At 69.5% G+C, this 21,302-nt stretch carries 15 protein-coding genes and 1 pseudogene; 7 read left to right on the forward strand and 9 right to left on the reverse strand.

The features are described from left to right. Nucleotides 1–147: 147 nt before the first annotated feature. Both KSNIM_RS37715 and KSNIM_RS37720 read left to right on the forward strand, forming a co-directional pair. On the forward strand, nucleotides 148–1,053 hold the full coding sequence (locus KSNIM_RS37715) for an AraC family transcriptional regulator (RefSeq protein WP_018556511.1): 906 nt from the start codon (nucleotides 148–150) through the stop codon (nucleotides 1,051–1,053). A gap of 159 nt (nucleotides 1,054–1,212) precedes the next feature. Further along, nucleotides 1,213–1,962 carry an SDR family oxidoreductase gene (locus KSNIM_RS37720; protein ID WP_263107691.1) on the forward strand — a complete coding sequence of 250 codons (750 nt, stop codon included), beginning with the start codon at nucleotides 1,213–1,215 and terminating at the stop codon, nucleotides 1,960–1,962. Between the two features lie 599 nt (nucleotides 1,963–2,561). On the opposite strand, the gene KSNIM_RS37725 is transcribed toward KSNIM_RS37720, so the two are convergent. Beyond that, nucleotides 2,562–3,815, reverse strand: coding sequence for a threonine/serine exporter family protein (locus KSNIM_RS37725; protein WP_263107692.1), 1,254 nt, complete (start codon nucleotides 3,813–3,815; stop codon nucleotides 2,562–2,564). Between the two features lie 1,531 nt (nucleotides 3,816–5,346). On the opposite strand from KSNIM_RS37725, the gene KSNIM_RS37730 reads away from it, so the two are divergent. The 3 genes and pseudogenes from KSNIM_RS37730 to KSNIM_RS37745 form a co-directional block, all read left to right on the forward strand. Next, nucleotides 5,347–6,777, forward strand: a complete 1,431-nt coding sequence (locus tag KSNIM_RS37730) for an APC family permease (protein WP_263108252.1) — start codon at nucleotides 5,347–5,349, stop codon at nucleotides 6,775–6,777. 108 nt (nucleotides 6,778–6,885) lie between these two features. After that, a complete protein-coding gene (locus KSNIM_RS37735) occupies nucleotides 6,886–8,580 on the forward strand; it encodes a flavin monoamine oxidase family protein (protein WP_263107693.1) in 1,695 nt (564 codons plus the stop codon). A gap of 743 nt (nucleotides 8,581–9,323) precedes the next feature. Continuing rightward, nucleotides 9,324–9,512: pseudogene (locus tag KSNIM_RS37745) on the forward strand (transposase domain-containing protein); the annotation flags it as partial. Here the strand turns inward: KSNIM_RS37745 and KSNIM_RS37750 are convergent. The 3 genes from KSNIM_RS37750 to KSNIM_RS37760 all read right to left on the reverse strand — a co-directional run bounded on the left by KSNIM_RS37750 (nucleotide 9,506) and on the right by KSNIM_RS37760 (nucleotide 12,353). Next, the gene (locus KSNIM_RS37750) at nucleotides 9,506–9,811 is read right to left on the reverse strand and encodes a YrhB family protein (protein ID WP_263107694.1); all 306 of its coding nucleotides are present in this window, start codon (nucleotides 9,809–9,811) and stop codon (nucleotides 9,506–9,508) included. The pseudogene KSNIM_RS37745 and the gene KSNIM_RS37750 overlap by 7 nt on opposite strands. Before the next feature lie 80 nt (nucleotides 9,812–9,891). Further along, nucleotides 9,892–10,491, reverse strand: a complete 600-nt coding sequence (locus tag KSNIM_RS37755; RefSeq protein ID WP_263107695.1) for a hypothetical protein — start codon at nucleotides 10,489–10,491, stop codon at nucleotides 9,892–9,894. A gap of 524 nt (nucleotides 10,492–11,015) precedes the next feature. Next, complete coding sequence (locus KSNIM_RS37760; RefSeq protein ID WP_263107696.1) at nucleotides 11,016–12,353, reverse strand: M14 family metallopeptidase; 1,338 nt, start codon at nucleotides 12,351–12,353, stop codon at nucleotides 11,016–11,018. Between the two features lie 470 nt (nucleotides 12,354–12,823). Between KSNIM_RS37760 and KSNIM_RS37765 the strand changes: the two genes are divergently transcribed. After that, the gene (locus KSNIM_RS37765) at nucleotides 12,824–13,135 is read left to right on the forward strand and encodes a WhiB family transcriptional regulator (protein ID WP_263107697.1); all 312 of its coding nucleotides are present in this window, start codon (nucleotides 12,824–12,826) and stop codon (nucleotides 13,133–13,135) included. Between the two features lie 194 nt (nucleotides 13,136–13,329). Further along, entirely contained in the window at nucleotides 13,330–14,004 is a 675-nt protein-coding gene (locus KSNIM_RS37770) for a hypothetical protein (protein WP_263107698.1), read from the forward strand. Nucleotides 14,005–14,271: 267 nt separating this feature from the next. Here the strand turns inward: KSNIM_RS37770 and KSNIM_RS37775 are convergent, their stop codons facing one another. From KSNIM_RS37775 to KSNIM_RS37795, 5 genes are all read right to left on the reverse strand, one after another. Beyond that, nucleotides 14,272–14,409, reverse strand: a complete 138-nt coding sequence (locus tag KSNIM_RS37775) for a hypothetical protein (RefSeq protein ID WP_263108269.1) — start codon at nucleotides 14,407–14,409, stop codon at nucleotides 14,272–14,274. A 69-nt stretch (nucleotides 14,410–14,478) separates the two neighbouring features. Next, nucleotides 14,479–16,215 (reverse strand): cellulase family glycosylhydrolase, encoded by a 1,737-nt coding sequence (locus KSNIM_RS37780; protein WP_317634099.1) that lies wholly within the window; start codon nucleotides 16,213–16,215, stop codon nucleotides 14,479–14,481. A 32-nt stretch (nucleotides 16,216–16,247) separates the two neighbouring features. After that, nucleotides 16,248–17,993, reverse strand: coding sequence for a cellulase family glycosylhydrolase (locus KSNIM_RS37785; RefSeq protein WP_263107700.1), 1,746 nt, complete (start codon nucleotides 17,991–17,993; stop codon nucleotides 16,248–16,250). 48 nt (nucleotides 17,994–18,041) lie between these two features. Further along, nucleotides 18,042–19,553 (reverse strand): glycoside hydrolase family 43 protein, encoded by a 1,512-nt coding sequence (locus tag KSNIM_RS37790; RefSeq protein ID WP_263107701.1) that lies wholly within the window; start codon nucleotides 19,551–19,553, stop codon nucleotides 18,042–18,044. Nucleotides 19,554–19,625: 72 nt separating this feature from the next. Then, nucleotides 19,626–21,032 (reverse strand): cellulose binding domain-containing protein, encoded by a 1,407-nt coding sequence (locus KSNIM_RS37795; RefSeq protein ID WP_263107702.1) that lies wholly within the window; start codon nucleotides 21,030–21,032, stop codon nucleotides 19,626–19,628. Nucleotides 21,033–21,302 lie beyond the last annotated feature (270 nt).

Raw genomic sequence — 21,302 nt, forward strand, 5'->3', positions numbered from 1 at the left:
ATTCTTTCTCTTCCTCTTCGTGATGGAGTGCGGTGATTCCCATTCAAGCCGGTTGAGCTGCGAAAACGTTAGACCGATACTCGTTTTGACTTGCACGATCCTCGCAACCTTGGGAACCACGGCGCGGAATGGTGCTGCAATGGACGCATGTACCTCGAAGAACTCCGCACCCTGCTGGCCCGCCATGCGCGGCCCGACTGGACCACCGCCGTCGACGGCGTCCTCATCTCGAAGGTCGACCGCCCTGATCCGCCGGCGCCTTCGATGTCCGGCACGCTCCTGGCGGTCATCGCGCAGGGTGCCAAACGCCTCGCCCTGGGTGAGAGGGTGTTCGAGTACGGGCCCGGGCAGTACCTGGTTGCATCCGTCGATCTGCCTGTCACAGGGCAGTTCACCCAGGCCGACCCCAAGCAGCCGGCGCTGGGGTTCGGTCTCGTCCTGGAACCGTCCGCCGTTGCCGAACTGCTGCTTGAGGCCGGGCCCGGAGACGCCCCCCGGAGCAGCGGGGGCGCGCCGTCGGGGATCGCCGTCAGTGACGCTCCGGCCGCGCTGCTGGACGCGGTGGTCCGGCTGCTGCGCCTGCTCGACGAGCCCCGCGACCGGGCCGTACTGGCCCCGCTGGTCAAGCGCGAGATCCTGTGGCGTCTGATCACCGGCGAGCAGGGTGCGACGGTTCGCCAGCTCGGCCTGGCCGACAGCAGCCTCAGCCACATCTCGCGGGCCGTGCGCTGGATCCGCGAGCACTACGCGCAGCCCTTCCGGGTCGAGGACGTGGCGCGGCAGTCCGGCATGGGCGTCTCCGCCTTCTACCGCAACTTCCAAGCGGTGACCGCGATGAGCCCCATTCAGTTCCAGAAGCAGATCCGGCTCCAGGAGGCCCGGCTGCTGCTCGCCACCCACCCCGGAGACGTCACCGGAGTCGGCCACCGCGTCGGCTACGACAACCCGTCGCAGTTCAGCCGGGAGTACCGCCGCCAGTTCGGCGCGCCCCCCAGCCAGGACGCCGCCCGCCTGCGTCAGGCCGTGCGTGCGCCGGCAGGTCTCCTGCCCTGAGCTGGGTGGGCATTACTGGAGGATCGTGCAAGGAGTAGCGAGGATAGTTCTACTATCTCCGCAGGTCAGAACGATTCAATGGGATTACCGGTTCTCCCGTGGAGCAGGAAAATGCCTGCCCACCCGTATGGATCCCACCACATCGCATAGGGGCACAACATGAAGACAGTTCTGATCACTGGTACCTCATCCGGGTACGGGCGGGAGACCGCCCTCTACTTCCACTCGCAGGGGTGGAACGTCATCGCCACGATGCGGACGCCGCGTCCAGGCGTCCTTCCTGAGTCGGACCGGCTCCGTGTCATCGAGCTCGACGTGACCAGGCCCGAGAGCATCACCGCCGCGTTCGAGGCCGAGGGCCCTATCGATGTCCTGGTCAACAACGCGGGCGTGCCCTCGATCAGCGTGTTCGAGGGCACCCCCATGGCCCGAGTGCGGGAGGTCTTCGAGACCAACACGTTCGGCGTGATGGCGATGACGCAGGCGGTGCTGCCCCAGTTCCGCGAGCGTGGCTCCGGCGTGGTGGTCAACGTGACCTCGAGCGTGGTGCTGGGGCACATGCCGCTCTCGGCCGTCTACAAGGCGAGCAAGATGGCCATCGAGGGGTTCACCGCATCCCTCGCGCTCGAGCTCGCGCCGTTCGGTGTGCAGGCGAAGACGGTCGAGCCGGGCGCCTGCCTGACGACGAACTTCGCGGCCAACGCGACGAAGGGCGCCTCCTTGGACGAGCTGGTCCCGGCGCCCTACGCGCCATGGGCGAAGAAGGCCATGGGCGACTTCACGGGCCAGGACCTGTTCACCAAGGAGAGCGACGTCGCCGAGACAGTGTGGCGAGCCGTGCACGACACGACCGGCCAGCTGCGATTCCCCGCCGGCCCCGACGCGGTCTCGCTCTCCCAGGCGAAGTGATCAACCAGCAGGCAAGGTCACGCCGCACTGATGCCAGGAGCCGGCCCCGCGCCCACCCACCGGGTCGGCTCGCCGTCGGGCGCTCACCCCGATGAACGGGCACCTGACCAACGACGAGAAGCCGGACCGGTTCGCCCTGGGCCACGGTCACCGCCGGGACGCCGTCTACGACCGGCCGCCTGCCGGCAGAAGGCGTACCGGGCACGCTGGGCCGCCGAGCGGATCCGCGAAGCCGTAACAGCTCCGGCCGGCGTCACGGCTCCCGTACCCCTCTCCGGGGCCTGGCCGGCGCAGACGCCTAGGTTGAGGGGCCGGGCGCGTGTGTTGTGGGTGCAGCGCCCGGCCTTGGTCGACTCGGGAGAGCCGAGACGGGTGCCGGCCCAGTCCTCGGCGACGCCGATGGGGGAGTTCGTTGCCGGGCCCGTGGTTGCAGTGGCTTCGGCGACGTCGGTGAGGTCGAGGACGATGAGGGACCCGCTGGCGGCGCTGCGTCGGTCGCTGCTCGAACACTCGGCCTCGACCGGACCGTCGGTAGCGGGTGGTGCAGGGGCCGGGCTGCGGACAGGCGTGAAGTCGGCGATGTGCCGGCCGTGCGCAGGTCAGGAACGCGGCCGCAGCAGAGCGGCCGTAGGCCGGGGGATCCGGCTGATCACCGAGCCGATCAGGGTGCCGACGCTGACGCCGAACAGGGCGGACACCGCGGCGAGGACGGCGTGCGCCCCGTTGCCGACCTCGATCTGTGCGGTGTTGAGCAGGCCGAGGGAGCCGGGCACCACGACCCAGAACGCGGGGAGGTACAACACCTGCCACGACGGGCCGTGCGGCAGCCAGTGCGCGACGGTGGCCGCGGCCGCGGCGGTGATCGCGCCGGCCAGGCCGCCGAGTGCCGCGCCGTTGGCGGAGGTCACCGGTACCGCGACGGCGGCCGTGACCGCGATCACCGCGACGATCCACGGGATGGCCGGCGGCGGGGCGTTGATGTTGATCACGAGTCCGGCCACGGCGAGCGCCAGTCCCAGGCAGATCACCCACCAACTCGGCGTTGCTACCCGGGTGTTGGCCAGCGCGGAGGCGGGAACGCCGGTGGCGGCGGCAGCACTCACCACACCGGCGAGAAAGAGCGCCAGCTGCACGGAGCCGGACACCAGCCTGGCCGTCCCCGCGCTGGCCGCACCTGCGGCGATCTCCGAAAGCCCGGTCACCAGCAGCGCGCCCGGCAGCAGTATCGCCAGGGTGGCGACGATCGTGCGCAGCGGCCCGTCCAGCAGCGACGCCCGGGCGGCCCCCAGCACCAGGACGGAGACCAGGAAGCCGGCGGTGACCGGCAGCAGCGGTCGCAGCAGCGGCAGCCGGCGGGCCGTCATGGTCAGGCCCACCACGATCAGCGAGCCGATGGCGGCGGCGAGGACGTTCACCGCCACCGGTTGCAGGAAGAGACAGAGCCCCACCCCGACCGGCAGCATCCCGAGGTCGGCGACCCAGGTGGGCCAGCGGGCAGGCGCCCGGCGGATCGCGTCCAGATCGCACAGCGCCTGGTGTCCGTCGAGTGTGCCCGCGCGCAGCCGGTGGACCACGTCGAGGATGTCGGCCGTCTGCTCGAACCGCAGTGCGGGACCGGTGGGCTCGAGCACGGTCGCGTCGTCCGCGCCCAGCGCGACGAACAGTCCGGTGGTGAAGGCAGCGACCCGGACATCGGGCGCTCCCAGCGCCCGCCCGAGCCCGCGCAGCTCCTCCTCCACGTCGTGGACGGGCAGGCCGCCGCTCAGCAGGGCAGCACCCAGTTCGAGCAGGAGACGGCGGCGCGGGTCGGCCGGGGAGTCGGGACCCCCGTCCGGTGGAAACGTGCTGAACATGGCGCGATGGTCGCATACCTGCCGGATTTCATCTCATTCGGGTGCTGGGCCCGCTGTGGCGGTGATGCGGACCCGGCAGCGCCAGACACGGCCGTGGGCCACCGTGTCCGCTCTGGCCCACGACCGCCGGCCACGTCATCGCTGTCAGTGGTCGACGCCTGCCGAATCGCGACGGCGTCGAAGACATTCGAAAGGACTCGCTGCCGGCGCGAAGGAGTGAGTGGCGGCCATCGGTGGGGTAGCGGGCTCGCTCGCCGCGCATGTCATCATCCGCACCGACGTCCGGCAGCTCCGGCGGCCTCATGAGGGAGCGATCAAGAACGGTGCAGAGCAGCGCCGATGACGGCTCGGTGGCTCTCGCATGACGATGTCGGGCAGGACCGCCGTCACCACCGCTGACCTACCGTTTCCTGAGCGTGCCGCAAGGACGCTGGCGAAGCCACCCGCGCCGCAGGCGACCGGCAAGGCTCCAGGGCTCGGCGGCGTCTACGCCAAGATGTTCGACACCCAGGCCGCCGCCTACCGCAGCGGCACGACCCCCGGACAGGACCCGTGGAACCTGCCGGGAGACCCACGGGCGGCCGCCTCGAGGACGATCACCTGCCACGAACGGTCACCGGGCCGCCGTCTGCACCTCCCGCCAGTCCGGCCGATGCCGACACAGTCGTCGACCTGGGCGGGGAGGCTGACATGGCCAGCCGTCAATAGGACACGGTCTAATGCATAGCCACTTCACCCCCCGACCCCGTGTTCGCTGGGGATACCTCTCCTCGATCGCGCTGCGCACTATGACCGCCGTCGGCCTCGCGTTTGCGGGGATCGGGAAGCCCCCGGCGGAGCATGCAGCACAGCCCCCGGCGGAGCACGCAGCACAGCCCCCGGCGGAGCCTGGAGCAGAGTCCCCGGCGGCGCCCGCCTCGGGCGAGCCGGATAGCGGCCTGGACGACGGGACCTCCCCGAAAGGAGGGGCGGCCGTCGCCGCAGTCGATCAGCCAGTGGTTCTTCGCGTCGAATTCGGCCATGTCGCGGACGGTGCCCCAGATACAGGCGTCGTCGCTGCAGTGCCAGGCGCCATATACCTGGAGCGGGGTGCCCGCGGCGGCCGCGGCCGGCGGTCCGACGGGTACGAGTGCCGCGCCCAGCAGCGCGGTGGTGCCGATGATCGTGCGGAGCCTGTTGGACGGAATGCGCGTGCAACGCCTCCAGGCGGACGGGACGGCCCCGGGGCGGATCGCAGCATGAGGTGTGGACCACGTGTGGTCAACGGGGCGGATGACGCCGGTGGGCCGGGGTGTGACATGTCGTCAAGCCTTTAACAGCCCCCGCTACACGATGCACATCCCGCCAGTGGCGTGACGCACCGCACACTGGGCCGACTCCGCGCGCTGCGGAGCCTTCTCGCGCCGCCCCCGCACGTTCCGCCCCGAGGGAGTTGCCTGTGTCCACCGTCGAGCAGTCCACCGCCGTCCAGGACCCACCGACCGTCCAACGCCTCAAGGCGAACTCCGTCGGACTGACCGGCGTGATCTTCATGGCGCTGGCGACAGCCGCACCGATCACCGCGATGACCGGCAACCTGCCGGTGATCGTCGGCGGCGGCAACGGCGTCCACGCGCCGGCCGGCTTCCTCTTCGTCACCCTGGTGCTGACCGTCTTCACCATCGGCTACGTGGCGATGGCCCGGCACATCACCACCGCCGGCGCCTTCTACGGCTACGTCTCGCACGGCCTGGGCCGGGTGGTCGGCATGGCGTCCGGCCTGCTCGCGATCCTCGCCTACGTGGTGTTCGAGGCCTCGATCGTCGGCATCTTCGCGTACTTCGGCCAGCAGGCCGTGGAGTCGCAGTTCGGCGTGGACCTGCCCTGGCAGGTGTTCGCGCTGGCGATGCTGGCGATCACCTCGATCCTGTCGTACTTCGACCTGGAGGTGGCGTCGAAGATCCTCGGCGTCTTCCTGGTCGGAGAGGTGCTGATGCTGATCCTGCTGGCCGGCTCGGTGCTGGCGCACGGCGGCGGCCCGGACGGTCTGCACCTGTCCTCGCTCAACCCCACCGGCGCCTTCGCCGGGATCAACGCCGGTGTCGGCCTGTTCTTCTGCTTCTGGTCGTGGATCGGCTTCGAGTCGACCGCGATGTACGGCGAGGAGTCCCGCAACCCGAAGCGGATCATCCCGCGCGCCACCCTGCTCGCGGTGGTCCTGCTCGGCGTGCTCTACACCTTTGTCTCCTGGATGGTGCTGAGCGGCAACGGCCCGGCCAAGTCCCTCGACATCGCCACTGGTTCGAGCCCGCTCGACCTGTTCCTCGCCCCCGCCCAGCAGTACCTGGGCCACTGGGCGGTCACCGCCTTCCAGTGGCTGATGGTGACCAGCGCCTTCGCCTGCGGCATGGCCTTCCACCAGTGTGCCTCCCGCTACCTGTACGCGATCGGCCGCGAGGGCTTCCTGCACCCGGCCCTGGGGCGCACGCACGCCAAGCACGGCTCTCCGTACATCGCCTCCTTCACCCAGACCGGCATCGCGCTGGCGATCACCGTGGCCTTCTGGGTGACCGGCCAGGACCCGTACGTCAGCCTCTACACCCTCACGGCGATCCTCGGCACGCTCGCCCTGCTGGTGGTGCAGACCCTCTGCTCCTTCGCGGTGATCGCGTACTTCCGGCGCAACCACCCCGAGTCGCGGCACTGGTTCCGCACCTTCACCGCGCCGCTGCTCGGCGGCCTCGGCATGATCGCCGCGATCGTGCTGCTGGTGATGAACCTGGACACCGCCGCCGGCGCCGCCTCCAAGATCCTCTTCTTCAGGTTCATCCCGTGGATCGTCGCCGCGGTGTTCCTCGGCGGCATCGCCCTCGGGCTTTGGATGAAGGCCAGGAACCCCGAGAAGTACGAGGTGATGGGCCGTCTCGTCGTCGAGAACGCCCAGGAGCGCGAGGACGAGGAGCCCGCGCCGGCCGCAGTCTGACTCACCGCGGTCCGACCCCCGCCGGCCGCCCCCAAGGCCACCTCCCCGCAGTCCGACCCCCCGTTTCGCAGGCTGACCCCACCGAGAACGGAAAGGCTGTCCCCCCACATGGCACGCACCCACCAAGCCCGGCTGATCCGCAACCTCCTGGCCGACCAGGCGGTCGCCGACCGGCTGCGCCTGCCGGCCGACGAGTACCGCGGCCTCCGTGACGAGGCCCGCGCCGAGCCGGACGGCGTCTCCCGCCGCGCGCTGCTCGGCCGGGCCGCCGCCCTCGGCATCGGCCTGACCGGCGCCGCGGCGCTGTCCGGCGGCGCCAAGGCGCACGCGGCACCCGTCACCACCCCGAAGGTCGTCGGCTCGCCGAGGATCGCCATCATCGGCGCCGGCATCTCCGGCCTGAACGCCGCCCTCACCCTCGCCGACAAGGGCGTCGCCGCCACCGTCTACGAGGCCAACCCGACCCGGATCGGCGGCCGGATGTACTCCGGCGGCAGCCCCTCCGGCCCGGGCCTGTGGAACCAGGGCCAGGTCTCCGAATGGGGCGGCGAACTGGTCGACACCGGCCACCACGCCATCAAGAACCTCTGCCAGCGCTTCGGCCTCGGCCTGACCGACGTCGCCGCCGACCTGCCGCCCGGTGCCGAGGGCATCTTCCACTTCAACGGGCACTACTACCCGAAGGACCAGGTCGACAACGACTTCAAGCAGATCTGGCAGTCGATCAAGTCCGACATCCAGGCCGGCGGCTCGGCGCCCACCTGGAACAGCCACAACGCCGCCTCGGTCGCCCTCGACAACCTGTCGATCCGCGACTGGATCAACTCCCGGGTGCCGGGCGGCTTCGGCAGTGACCTCGGCGCCCTGCTGGACTGCGCCTACGCGGTCGAGTACGGCGCGGACACCACCACACAGTCCTCGTACGCGATGCTGGTGATGCTCTCCTGGCAGTCCAGCCCGGGCAACCTCTCCATCTGGGGCGGCTCCGACGAGCGCTGGCACATCACCGGCGGCAACGACCAGGTCCCGCGCGCCATCGCCGCGGCTCTGCCGACCGGCACGGTGCAGATGGGACACACCCTGCAGGCCGTGGTGAAGAACGCCGACGGTAGCCAGACCCTCACCTTCGCCCTGGACGGCGGCGGCACCGAGACGGTGGTCGCCGACCACACCATCCTGGCCGTCCCGCTGCCGATCCTGCAGAGCCACGTCGACCTGTCGAAGGCCGGGCTCGACCAGATGATGAAGGGCGTCCTCGCCCACATGCGGATGGGCGCCTGCACCAAGCTCAACATGCAGTTCACCAACCGGAACTCCTGGTCCGGCACCGGCGTCTGGCCGGGCGTCTCCAACGGCGAGTGCTTCGCCGACCTCCCGTACCAGCAGGCCTGGGACGTCACCCGCGGCCAGGCCGGCAGCAACGGCATCCTGGTCCAGTACGGCGGCGGCAGCCTCGCCCGCGGCCTCACCCCGCCGTCGGCGTTCACCACCGCGTCCACCGCGTACACCCGCAACCTGGTGGACAACTACCTCGGCCAGATCGACTCGATCTGGCCGGGCACCAAGGCCGCCTGGAACGGCAAGGCCACGCTGTCCGCCTGGCACCTCAACCCGTACTCGTACGGCGCCTACTCGTACTGGCCGGTGGGCTACCTGACCACCTACGCGGGCTACGAGGGCACCGCACAGGGCAACCTGCACTTCGCCGGCGAGCACACCTCGTACGACTTCCAGGGCTACATGAACGGCGGCGCCGTCGAGGGCGCCCGGGCGGCGAACGAGGTTCTCGCCGCCATCGGCTGACGGGCGCCCATCAGCGGCAACGGCAACGGGCGGTCCGCCATGCGGGCCGCCCGTTGCCGTTCGATCACGACGTGTCCGACTGGTCGCGCCATGGGTGGATTATCCGACGGAACTGTGTTGTTGACATTGTCAATCGCAGCCAGGTCTGCCCCATTCACCCGCCATTGGCGACAGGCGGACTGGATCCGGTCGCCGCAGGCGGCCACCCTGCACCTGCAGCCTGGTCCGACCCGACTTCTCAGCCCTCGCCACCGGCACCACCAGCCCGTTCCGCTGCCACCCATACACGACCCGACGTACGGCTGGCGCTGACCCGTACCGACCACGCCCAGGGTGGACGCGGATGGCACCACGGGAACGAAGCCGCGCGGAAGTCGGAGTCGTCTCCGGTTACCTGCTGCGCCTCTTGCACGAGAGCATCCCGCGCACCCAGACCCGATTCGCGGAAGACATCGGCCGGGACCTCGGTACCGTCCAGGGCTGGGAGTCCGCCGGCGCCCGCTGGCTACTGACCTCGGCGCTTCAAGGTGATGGCGGTGGGAGGTCGAGGGAGAGTCCGGTCCCGGTGAGGAAGCCGTCGAGGAGGTCCGAGCGGAACTGCAGTCGTTTGAGGCGGTTGCGGACGAGGGCTTCGAGCCGGTCGAGGGCGACGCTGGCGAGGTTCGCCAGACTGCGTTTGACGAGGGCCCACAGGTACTCGACCGCGTTCAGCCCGGGTGCGTATGCGCACTGCCGCTGACTTCATGGGGCCTGGCTCGTTGAGTTGGTGTGGGCGGGATGCCGGCGGGGCCGGGTGTGCAGTTGGTGGACCGGATCGCGCTGGGTGTGCGACGAGGGTGTTTCCACCGGCGCTGGTGGATGAGGTGGTCGACGCGACCGGCGGACGTGAGCTGCGGCGACGCCGGCTGCCGGCGCGGGTGGTGGTCTACTTCGGATGGCCCTTGATCCGCTGGAGGTAGAGCTCCTCGCAGTTCTCGGCCATCCATGTGGTAGCGGGGACATGGTGGATGCTGCTGTCGTGCCGGTCCACCAGGTAAGGCCGCTGCCCAACAAGGCTGTCGCGAACATCACGGGTGCGGGCGTACTCCGCCGAGTTCCAGAAGACGAGCCAGCCGACCGCATGCTCCTCCGCGTCGCATACGGCGAGCTCGCGGAACGGTCCCGCCCATGTCCGCCGCTCTCGGGCCAGCTGGGACTCGACAAGCTCGACGGCGCGTTCCTTCGAAATCACGCTTCAGTCATTCACCGCAGGTCAATCGGGATTCGGGGGGCGTGGCCGCGTCCGCGTCGGGATCTCACGCTTGCTTCCGGTCAGGCGCGCAGGGCCTTGAGGGCCCCGTCGGCGAAGACGGCCGTCCGGTCCTCGAGTGCGGTGAGGGTCTTCTCGTCCGGTGTCTGCTGGAGGCCGGCGTGAACGATGACCTCGATCAGCGCGTTGCCGTCCTGGGCGATCAGCTCCAGCTGTGGGCGGGGGGTGCCGGATCCGACGGTGTTCCGGTAGCGATAAGCGGCCTGGCCCACGCCCTTCACCTCGGAGACCTTGCCTCCGACTGCGAAGGTGGGGTCGTTCCCGAGCTGGGAGGCGTAGCGGCTGCGCGCGTCGGCCGGACCGGGCAGGTAGGTGACGTAGACGAAGACCCTGGATTTCGCGTACGGCGAAGTGTCCTTCCCCCAGTAGGACGCGCGGCACCGGCCCTGCGGCGCGTTTTCGACCTCGCCGCTCGTCGGGACGGGCTTCTCGTCCGGGTCGCCCAGCGGATCCGTCAGGACGTCCAAGGGCAGCGCCGCACAGATGCTCTGCCGCGCGGTGTACTCATGCGCGCTTTCCTTCGCCGGCGCGGCGCTGCCACAGGCCGCGGTCAGCAGCAAGGCCAGCGCCGCCAGGACGGAACGCGACAGGACGCGGCACATCCGATTCCCCTTCTGCTCCGACAGCTGGACGCCGGACCGCCCAGACCGCCGTGGGCGGAGACGCGGCATCGTGAGAAGCCGGTTCCGCCCTCGGCGACTGGACCCCGGCACTCGGCTCCGGCCCACCACCGACACCCGACTCACCGACCTGCTGAGGCGTCACACTCGCTCCGCCAACCCCCGCCACCAGCCGCCGTGGGAACGCAAGATCCACCACCGGCGGGTCGCGCTGCTGAGTGAGCCGATCGGCGCCGCGCCAACCTCCGCACGTGCACGGGCGGGCGCGGCAGGCCTCCTGCCGCTGCGCCCGCCGCCCGGACCGGCGCTGACGGCCCGGCTGTCGGTGAGGTTCCTCCGGCATCAGTCAGCGTGCTCGGCCGGTAGTTGTGCCTGCTGCCGGGGACCAGCCTCGGCAGCAGGCCGTTCTTGCCGGCGCCGGCAAGAACGGCCTGCATCATCGGTACGATGGCGCACGGGTTGACGAGGAGATGGTCAGTGGCGTTGCGAACCGCCCCTACCGGAGCTCAGTTCGCGATGCCGCAGTACTGCTGCTGCTTGCCGATCGCCCGGTACATGCAGTCGGCGTTTTCCAGCAGGAGCAGCACCGCCTCTCGATTGCGGCTGGTCTCCCGGTCGATGACCGAGCCGGGCGGGTAGAAGCCGCCGCCGCTGCTGGAGGTCGGGTACATCTCGAAGGTGTACGCGAAGATCCGGTGCGCGCCCCACAGCCAGTCGTCGATCGACCCGTCGGTGATGTACAGGTCGCTGGACTGCTCGGGGGTGTAGCCGTTGGTGGCGGCCATGGTGCGGCCGAAAGTGGCGAAGGTCTTCGCCTCGTCGGCCGTCATGCCGCTCGCGGTGTCCGCGCTGGTCCAGCCGAACGGCCACAGCACCAGCTCGCTGTAGGTGTGGAAGTCGATGGCCGCGGTGATCTGCTGCTTGCCGCTGACCACCCGGGTGCGGACGAAGTCGGCGACCACCTTGGTCTCCGTTGCGGATTCGGGTGCGCTGCCCCGGTAGGTCTCGCTGGAGGTGGAACCGGAGGAGCCTCCGCAGCAGCCCCACTTGTAGTTCCAGTTCCGGTTGAGGTCGGTGCCGATGTACCTGCTGCCGGTATTGGGTTGTCGGTCCTTGCGCCAGCTGCGGTAGTTGCCGGTCGCGATGTCGTACTCGCCACCGTCCGGGTTGAGGTCCGGGACGATCCAGATCTCCCGACTGTTGACGATGTTCGCGATTCGCGAGTCGCTCGCGTACTTGTCGCCGAACTCGTGCAGCAGGTAGAGCGCCATTTCGACGGTGAGGTGCTCGCGGGCGTGCTGGTGGAAGGTGAACAGTACCTCGGGCTCGCTTTCGTCGGTGGTGACGTTGTCACTCACCTTCACCGCGACGATGTCTCGGCCCTCGTATGACGTACCGATCACCTGCTTGCTCATGATCGATGGGTGGGCGGCGACCACCGCATTGATGTCGGCGGTGGTCTCGGCGTAGTTGTGGTAGGCGGAGTCTTTGCTCGGGAAGTCGTTGAGCGTGGTACTGAGCTGCGGGGCTTCCTGCTCACGGCCGGGCAGAGCGATGGGGTTCCAGCCGAGCGCCCTGAGCCGCAACAGTTCGGCTGCGTTGGCGCTGACCACCAGGGAGCGGGCGTCCACCTCGTCGATGGAAGCGCCGGTGGCGGCGATCACGGTCCGCTCGGCGACGGTGCTCGGGCCGTCGACCGCGTACTGCCTGACGGTCTCGTCGACGGTGATGTTGGGGGCGCCGGGCCGGGCGGATGCGGAAGTCATGGTGAGGGGCGTGGCGAGGGCGAGCGAGAGCAGGGCGGCGACGGCGAGGGCCGGCCGACCGCGTCGGGGCAGTCGCATGACTGTCCTCCTGTGGGGGTCCGCAGGAACGGAGGGAGGAACGAGGCGCGCCCAGCCGATGGTGACTGAATGTCATGAATCAGTCAATAGTCCAGCATTAGTGAACGCGGTTGCCATGACTGGCACTTGACGGAAAAACGGGCTCAACTGGGGACTGGGGCAGCGCCTCGGTCGCCACCCGTGGGACCGCGCCGGGACCCTGCGAAGCGACGGCGCGAGGGTCATTCACGCTGGTGGGACCGAGTCCCGTTGAGCAGGGCAGTCTGTTCGCCACAGCGGATGGCAGCATCCGCATCTCAAGAGACCGCGTGGCCAACCGTCGTCCGGGTTTCAGGGGGAGCAGCCGCCCGACCGGCGGACCGTGTGCAGCGCGGCCGTGCCGTTCGCGTCCGGCCTGCCGTTCCTCACTCCTCACACATCTTGCGTAGGGTGGGAGATCCGAGACCGGATTTGGGGGAAGGGCGGTTCCGGTGAACGACGAGACCGACTGGGCCACGTCAGGGCTGTGCCGGCAGGCTGACCCCGACGACCTGTTCGTCGACGGCGCCGCGCAGAACCGCGCCAAGGCCCTGTGTGCTGGCTGCCCGGTACGCACCGAGTGTCTCGGCTACGCCCTCGACCATCGCATCGAGCACGGCATCTGGGGCGGCATGACCGAACGCGACCGCCGCTCCCTGCTGCGCCGACGTCCCGCCGTCGACTCCTGGCGCAGCCTGCTGGAAGCCGCGCGCGCCGAGCACGAGCAGCAGTTCTCTGTGCAAGCCATGCTGCAAGCAGGCTGATCCCTCCACAGATCGGCCCCTTCCAGCCGCGCCCACCCTGCCCCTCTGCTTGGTGTTGGGCATGTCAACTCGTGTCGGGCGGTGTCGGAGTGGTGTGATCTGATCAAGAAGATCCGCCAGTGCATCGCCGACGCACTGGCCGCCAGACGAAGCCCTGGCCCTACCGCAGTCGCATACTCCCGAAGGAGCCGCGCATGACTGACCTGTCAGTCACCTCCAACCCCGGCAGCGGATTCGACCCATTGGGCAACGTGTACCTCCGGCTGGTCTCCGAGGAGTCGATACCCGCGGAGGCGCGGCAGCATTTCAGCTACCTGCGCCCGCTCGCCACGGACCTCCTGGAGGGCATCGCCCTCGACACCCCGGACAACGTCCGCGTCCTCGACGACCAGGACGTGGCCCTCGTGGAGCGGGACACTCTCATGGCGGCCGCACGCTCCAACCTGCTCACCACGCCAGTCAACTACGACACCGTCGACCTTCCCGGTGGCGCCGTCCTCCATATCCTCGGCCACCCCGAGTCGGTGTTCGCGGCCAGCAAGGTGCTCGTCCTCGAGGAGGCGTTGGGTGTCGCCGGCGGCCCCGCGCTCCCAGACGAAGGCGTGCTGCTCGTCGTCCCCAACCGCCACAACCTCGTCTTCTACCCGCTCGCCGACGGGCACGTGGTCGAAGCCGTCAACGCCCTGGCCCAGTTCGGGCAGGGCGCCTACGAGGACGGACCCGGATCCATCTCGCCCCGCGTGTTCTGGTGGCGCAACGGAACCCTGACATCGATCACGGTCCACGACCCCGAGACCCGGACGATGAGCATCGTCCCGTCCGACGACCTCATGACGATCATGCGACGCCTGGCCCAGGGCGTCGGCTGACACTGCTGACGTGCGTCGCCGGGCCCCGGGGGGCTCTGCATTCGAACCAGGCCGGCAAGCCGGGATCACGAACGGGACCGCGAGAACCGGTCGGCGAAGGGCGTGCGAACGTCCGGCACGGTCACGGGCATCGTGTCGCACCCGCGCCCCGCGCCGCGTCCAGAACCGTGGCGATGTCGCCGACGGCCACTGTCTCGGCGGGGCAGTCCCGGCACGCGCCGGCGGTGCTGTGTCCTTGCCCTGTCGCCACGACGGCCCGGACATGGATTAGACCGACTCGCCGACCTGGATGACGGTGAACTTCGTCGCCGCCAGCAGGTCGAGATCTTCCTTCAACCAGTCGTACGGCTGGTACTCGGGGTGGTAGGCGGCGCCGAAGAGGACGTGCGGAAGCAGGGGGAACACGGCTGCACCTCGACAAGGAAAGGGCCCCGGCCGCCGGGCGCGTCGGCTGGGGCCTGGCGGGTGATCGGATCAGGAGGCGGTGCCGGTCACCGCGGTGCCGGACCGGGTGACGTGGTAGGTGATGGTGGCGCCGCTCCAGTACTGGAAGGTGAGCGTCACGGGGGCGTCGTCCTTGAGCGACTTGAGGAAGTCGGCCTTGACGGTGGTGGTGTCGGCGCCGTAGTCGGGGCCGTAGTTGGCGAACGCCTGGTACGTGGTCCAGCCGTACGGGCCAGCGGCGGTGCCGTCGGCGTACGTGGACTGCACGGTGGCCAGCAGGTCGCCGTTGAACCGGGTCGGGATGGTGAGCCCGTCTGCCGTCCCGGTGGCGTCGGCGAGCACCGGATCGTCGTACGAGCGCACGTTGAGCTGCCAGGGAACTCCGCCGGAGTACCGCACCTGGAGCGTTGCGTTGACCCCGTGGGCGCGGTCGCCGGCGAGCCGGGTGAGGGCGTCCGCGGTCAGCGTGAGCTGATCGCCGTTGACGGTGTAGTCGACATACGGGATCAGCGGACGGTCGCCCTGCCAGAGCCCTGTGAACCAGAGCCCGTTGCGGTTCAGCGTGATGGTCTGCGCCGTGACGGGGCCGGACTTCGGCAGGAAGAGGTTGTCGGTGGAGGCGGTGCCCGAGCGGGCGGTCCAGGACGACTTGATCAGGGTCATCAGGTCCGGGTCCCGCCACTGCATGGTGGCGCGGTTCAGGTAGTTGGCGTCGTCCCAGAGCGCGGTGGTGATGCCGTTGGCCCGGGCCACGTAGTTGACGTGCTCGTAGTACTTCAGCATCTCCCCGCGCTCGACGACGCCGGAGTTGGGCTCGCTGAGCAGGCCGTACTCGCCGAGGTAGACGGGGATGCCCTTGGCGACGAAGGTGTCGTGCACCCGGGCGAAGCCGTCGTTCAGGTCAGCCTGGGCCGTGGCGTCGTAGGTCGTGCCACCGGCGACGTTCACGCTGAACGGCCAGTAGCTGTAGTAGTGCACGGTCGCCACCAGGTTGCGGTCGTGCAGCGAGCTCATCGTCGTCGACAGGTCGTCGAGCCAGTGCTGGGCGGAGTTGGTCTCCTCCGAGGGCAGGACGAGCAGGCGGTCCTTGTTCACCCCGCCGCTGCCCCGGACGATGGTGTGGAACGAGGTGTTGAGCTCCCGCAGGTACTGGGTGCGCTGCACGTCGGTCGCGTCGGAGAACTGCGGCTCGTTGATGCTCTCCATGAGCAGCTTGCGCGGCTCGTCCTTGAAGGCGGTGGCGATCTGCCGCCAGGTCGAGTTGAACCGCGCCATGATGGTGTCGTGGTCGGTGGACATCTTGGAGATCCACTGCCACGAGTCGTGGTGCACATTGATCTCGACGTAGAGGCCGTCCGCCAGGGCCAGGTCGACCACCTGCTTGACCCGCGCCATCCACACCGGGTCGATGGTGTAGGGGGCGGTGGCGGACTGGTGGCCGGACCAGGTGACGGGGATGCGGACGCTGCGGAAGCCCTCCGACCGGATCCTGTCGAACAGCGCCTTGGTGGTGAACGGGTTGCCCCAGGAGGTCTCGTCGGGGATGGCATCGAAGGTGTTGCCGAGGTTCCAGCTGGGCTGCATCGCGGCGACCGCGGCCATCGGATCCTTGGGGACGGACATGCCGGCGGACTGTGCGGCGCCCGGGGCGGCCGCGAAGGCGGGGACGGCGGTGAGCGTACCGGCGGTGACCAGCGCCACCACGAGGCCGGCCGTCCGGTGGAGGCGGCGGCTGCGCCGGCGTAAGGTCTGCTGCGCGTTGTTCACGAGGTGTGTCCCTTCCATGTGAACAGGTGGGCTCAGGAGGCGGTTCCGGTCACCGTGGTGCCGGACTTGGTCAGGTGGTAGGTCACGGTGTCGCCGGTCCAGAAGCGGAAGGTGAGCGTCACCGGGGCGTCGTCCTTGAGCTCCTTGATGAAGTCGGGCTTGACGGTGGTGGTGTTGGCGCCGTAGTCGACGCGGAAGTTGTCGAACGACTGGAACGTGGTCCAGGAGGCCGGGCCGGCGGCGGTGCCGTCGGCGTACGTGGACTCCACGTTGGCCATCAGGGCACCGTTGAACCGGGTCGGGATGGCGATCCCGGCGGCCGTTCCAGTGGCGTCGGACATGACCGGCTTGTCGTACGAGCGCACGAAGAGCTTCCAGGGCACCCCGTCGGAGTACCGGACCTCGAGAGTGGCGTTGATGCCGGCAGCCCGGTTGCCGGCCAGCCGGGTGAGGGCGTCGGCGGTCAGGGTGAGCTGCTTGCCGTTGACGGTGTAGTCGCGGTACGGGATCAGCGGGGTGTCACCCTGCCACAGCCCTGCGAACCACTGTCCGTTGGGGTTCAGGATGATGGTCTGCGCCGCGACGGGGCCGGACTTCGGCAGGAAGATGTTGTCGGTGGATGCGGTGCCCGAGCGGGTCCGCCAGGAGGTCTGGATCAGGGCCTTCATCTCGGGGACCATCCACTGCATGGTGGAGCGGTTCAAGAAGTCGTTGGCGGCGTCCCAGACGGCGGTGGTCATGCCGCTGACCCGCGCCGCGTAGTTGACGTGCTCGAAGTACTTGAGCATTTCCCCGCGCTCGACCACGCCGGAGTAGGGCGAGGTGAGCAGGCCGTACTCGCCGAGGTAGACGGGGATGCCCTTGGCGACGAAGGTGTCGTGCACTCGGGCGAAGCCGTCGTTCAGGTCAGCCTGGGCCGTGGCGTCGTAGGTCGGGCCGTTGGCGATGTTCACGCTGAACGGGTACCAGCTGTAGTAGTGCACGGTGGCGACCAGGTTGCGGTCGTGCAGCGAGTTCATCGTGGCCGACAGGTCGTCGAGCCAGTGCTGGGCGTTGTTGGTCTCCTCCGAGGGCAGGACGAGCAGGCGGTCCTTGTTCTGCCCGCCGGAGTTGCGGACGATGGTGTGGAACGAGGTGTTGAGCTCCCGCAGGTACTGGGTCCGCTGGGCATTCGTCGCGTCGGCGAACTGCGGCTCGTTGATGCTCTCCATGAGCAGCGCGCGGGGCTCGTCCTTGAAGGCGGTGGCGATCTGCTGCCAGGTCGAGTTGAACCGGGCCATGATGGTGTCGTGGTCGGTGGACATGTACCTGATCCACTGCCACGAGTCGTGGTGCACGTTGATCTCGACGTAGAGGCCGTCCTGCAGGGCCCAGTCGACCACCTGCTTGACCCGGGCCATCCACGCCGGGTCGATGGTGTAGGGCGCGGTGGTGGACTGGTGGGGGTACCAGGTGACGGGGATGCGGACGCTGCGGAAGCCCTGCGCCTTGAGGCCGTCGAAGGTCGCCTTGGTGGTGAGCGGGTTGCCCCAGGAGGTCTCGTCGGGGATGGCATCGAAGGTGTTGCCGAGGTTCCAGCTGGGCTGCATCGCGGCGACCGCGGCCATCGGGTCGCTCGGGACCCAGACCGCCCGGGTCCGGTCCTTGGCCCGGTCGGCCGGTGCGGCGACTGCCGTGCCGCCGGCGAGGCTGCCCGCGGTGACCAGCGCCATCACGAGGCTGGCCGTGCGGTGGAGTCGGCGATTGCGCGGACGTGCGGTCTGCTGTGCGTCGTTCACGGGTGTCCCTTTCGTGTGGAACAGGGGTGGGGGAGTCCTGACGGTTGGTCAGGGGAGCGGGAGGGGCTCGTAGTCGAACCGGTCGAAGTGGACGGTGCCGGCCGCGGCGTACATGCCGATGACCCGGCCGGTGAAGCCGCCGGCCACCTCGGTGGAGAGGTAGCGGGCGTCGAGGCCAGCGAGCACGGTGAAGGTGCCGTCGGACTCCTCGATGCCGAAGACGATGTCGTCAGGGCCGGTGCGTGGGCCGCGCGTCGGCCGCGGGACGATCTCGACACCGAGCACCACGGCTCCGGCGGGCACCGGCCGGGCGGCGAGCTCGGTGCGCAGCGAGCCGATCCGGGCGAAGACCTTCACCTCGCCGTCGGCGGCTTCGATCTCGTAGTGGTGCTCCTCGTCCAGGCGGACGGCCAGGCCGCCGCGGCCGTCGGCGGGGTCGATCAGGGTGCGGGCCCGGCAGGCGAGGTGCTGCTGGCGCCGGCCGACGAAGACCGCGTCGTTCTCGTCCAGGGAGGAGCCGGCGGCGCGCAGGGTCAGCCAGCCGGAACGTTCCTTCGTGGTGCACAGGTGCTCCGGGCGCTCGCGCAGCGAGATCCACTGGGGGTGCAGCTCGGCCTGGTCGAAGTCGTCCCGGGCCGGTACGGCGGGCACGGGGTGCAGCGGCCAGGCCGGGGTGGGCAGTTCGGGAGTGACCGGGCCGACCATCGGCCAGCCGTCCACCCACTCGACCGGGGCGAGGAAGGTCTCCCGGCCGAGGACGTACCAGCCGGGGGTGCCGCCGCGCGGCCGGACGGCGAGCATCACCATCCACCAGGAGCCGTCGGGCGCCTGGACGAGGTCGGCGTGCCCGGTGTTCTGGATGGGACTGTCAGTGCCGCGGTGGGTCAGGACCGGGTTGGCCGGGCACGGTTCGAACGGGCCGGAGGGTGACGGGCCGCGGGCGATGGAGACGCCGTGGCCGCGCTCGGTGCCGCCCTCGGCGATCATCAGGTACCAGCACTCGCCGATCCGGTAGAGGTGCGGGGCCTCGGGGGCCATGGAGCCGGGGGTGCCGGACCAGATGCGGTACGGCTCGCCGAGGGTCTCACCGGTGGTCGGGTCGATGCACACCTGGGAGACCCCGGCGACGGTGCACCAGCAGGTGCCGTCCTCGTCCCAGGCGAGGTCCGGGTCGATGCCGTGGAGGCCGGGCAGCCGGACCGGGTCGGACCAGGGGCCGGCTGGCTCGGTCGCGGTGAAGATCATGTTGCCGTCGCCGCTGACGTTGGTGACGATCAGCCAGAACCGGCCGTCGTGGTGGCGCAGCGTGGGGGCGTAGATCCCGCCGGAGGAGGGCGTGTCGCGCGGGAGGCGCAGCTGGCTCGGCCGGTCCAGGGCGTTGCCGATCTGCGTCCAGTTCACCAGGTCGCGGCTGCGGAAGACCGGGATGCCGGGGAAGTACTCGAAGCTGGAGCACACCAGGTAGTAGTCGTCGCCCACGCGGCAGATGCTGGGGTCGGGGTGGAAGCCGGGGATCACCGGGTTGGGGACGGTGCCGGCCGGCTGGGGTCGCTCTGACACGTGGTCGGTTCCTTTCGGTGGTTCGTGTTCGGGGGTGGTGCCCCGGGTAGTCCGGGGCACCACCGGTCGGGTTCAGCCGATCGCGCAGGACGCGCCGTTGAACCAGAAGGCGGAGGGATTGGCGTCGCTCCTGGACCAGGTGGCGTTGAAGCCCCACTGGACGCTTCCGCCCTGCGGGACGGCGGCGTCGTACCACACGTTGGCGGCGTTGACGCTCGGGCCGCTCTGCGACACCGAGGCGCTCCAGGTGTTGGTGATGGCGTTGTCGCCGGTGAAGTTGAAGCCGAGGCTCCAGCCGTTGACCTGGCCGAGGCTGTTGTTGACGACGGTGACGGTGCCGACCATGCCGCCCGGCCACTCGTTCTTGTTGTAGACGACCCGGCAGGGCGCGCTGGTCGGGTGCATCTGCACCAGTGTGATCCCGTAGGCCGGCACGGTCTGGACGGTGGTGCTGCCGGACTGGGCCAAGCCGATCGAGTGACCGTTCTTCAGGTACGAGTAGACGGTCGGGGTGGCGGAGGACGGGGTGAAGCCGGTGTACGACAAGCTGACCGTGGCGGCGTTGTTCGGGTCCTTGTTGATCAGCATGACGGTCACGTCGCCGTTGGCCTTCCGCACGGCGTGCGAGGACAGCAGAGGGGAGGAGCTGGCGGCCTTGACCAGCGTGTCCCCGGGCGCGCCCAGCTTGGAGATCATCTGGGCGCCGTAGTAGGCGGGGAAGGGCGTGTTGACGGACGGCTCGCAGCCGGCGCCGCTGGAGACCATGCCGCCGTCGTTGTAGTCGGTGGCGCCCTCGACGGTGGTCACCTTGGTGCAGTCGGTGCCGTTGCGCAGGTCCCACCAGTCGACGTTGAACGCGCCGTTCTCGATCCAGGTGAGGTAGTTGTCCGGCGCGAACAGGCCGTTCGGGGAGGTATCCAGGTAGGCCTGGGCGTTCGCCTCGGTCACCGCGATGCCGACGTTGGGGGCGTTGGTCCCGGCGTACTGGTTGATCAGCGAGCGCACGGCGCCAGCGATGGCCGGGTTCTGGGCCTGCGGCTTGGTGAGCAGGTCGGCCGGGCTGGTGCTGGTCGGGTAGGCGTGCACGATGGCGAAGTCGATCTTCGAGCCGGCGATCGACAGGATGGTGTGGTTCCAGTCCATGGTGTCGCCCGGACCGACGATGCCGTCCGGCCAGTAACCGGGGGTGGTCAGCACGGCGCCGATCTTGATGCTCGGGTCGGCCGCCTTCATCGCCGAGACGTACTGGAGCAGGTTGTTCGCGTAGGTCGTCGCGCTCTTGCTGCTGTGGGTGTCGTACTCCCAGTTGGCGCCGTACTGGCCGTTGCCGTAGACCTCGTTGCCGATCTCCCAGTACTTGATGCCGTAGCTCTTGGTGACGTTGGCGTACCGGACCCAGTCGGCGGCCTCCTGCGGGGTGCCGGAGCCGTAGTTGGCGGTGATGATCGGCTGTGCCCCGGCGGCGCGCACGGTGCCCATGAAGGCGTCGAAGCCGGTGTTGGGGGCGACGTACGCGCCGCCCTCGGCGGTGCCGGTCTTCCAGTGGTAGACGTCGGAGTGGCTGCCGCCCGGGGTAGCGGACGGTGTTGAAGCCGGCCGTGCTGAGCAGGCCGGCCGTGGCGGCGGAGTTCATGGTGGCGTCGTAGACCGGGATGTTCACGCCGACGCCGGTGGCGGGGACGGTGGCGAGCTGCAGGGCGGCGTCGACGGACACCGACACGGAGTTCGCGGCGGCGGCGGGCGGCGCGA

The organism is Kitasatospora sp. DSM 101779 (assembly GCF_025655475.1).
Classification (GTDB): domain Bacteria; phylum Actinomycetota; class Actinomycetes; order Streptomycetales; family Streptomycetaceae; genus Kitasatospora.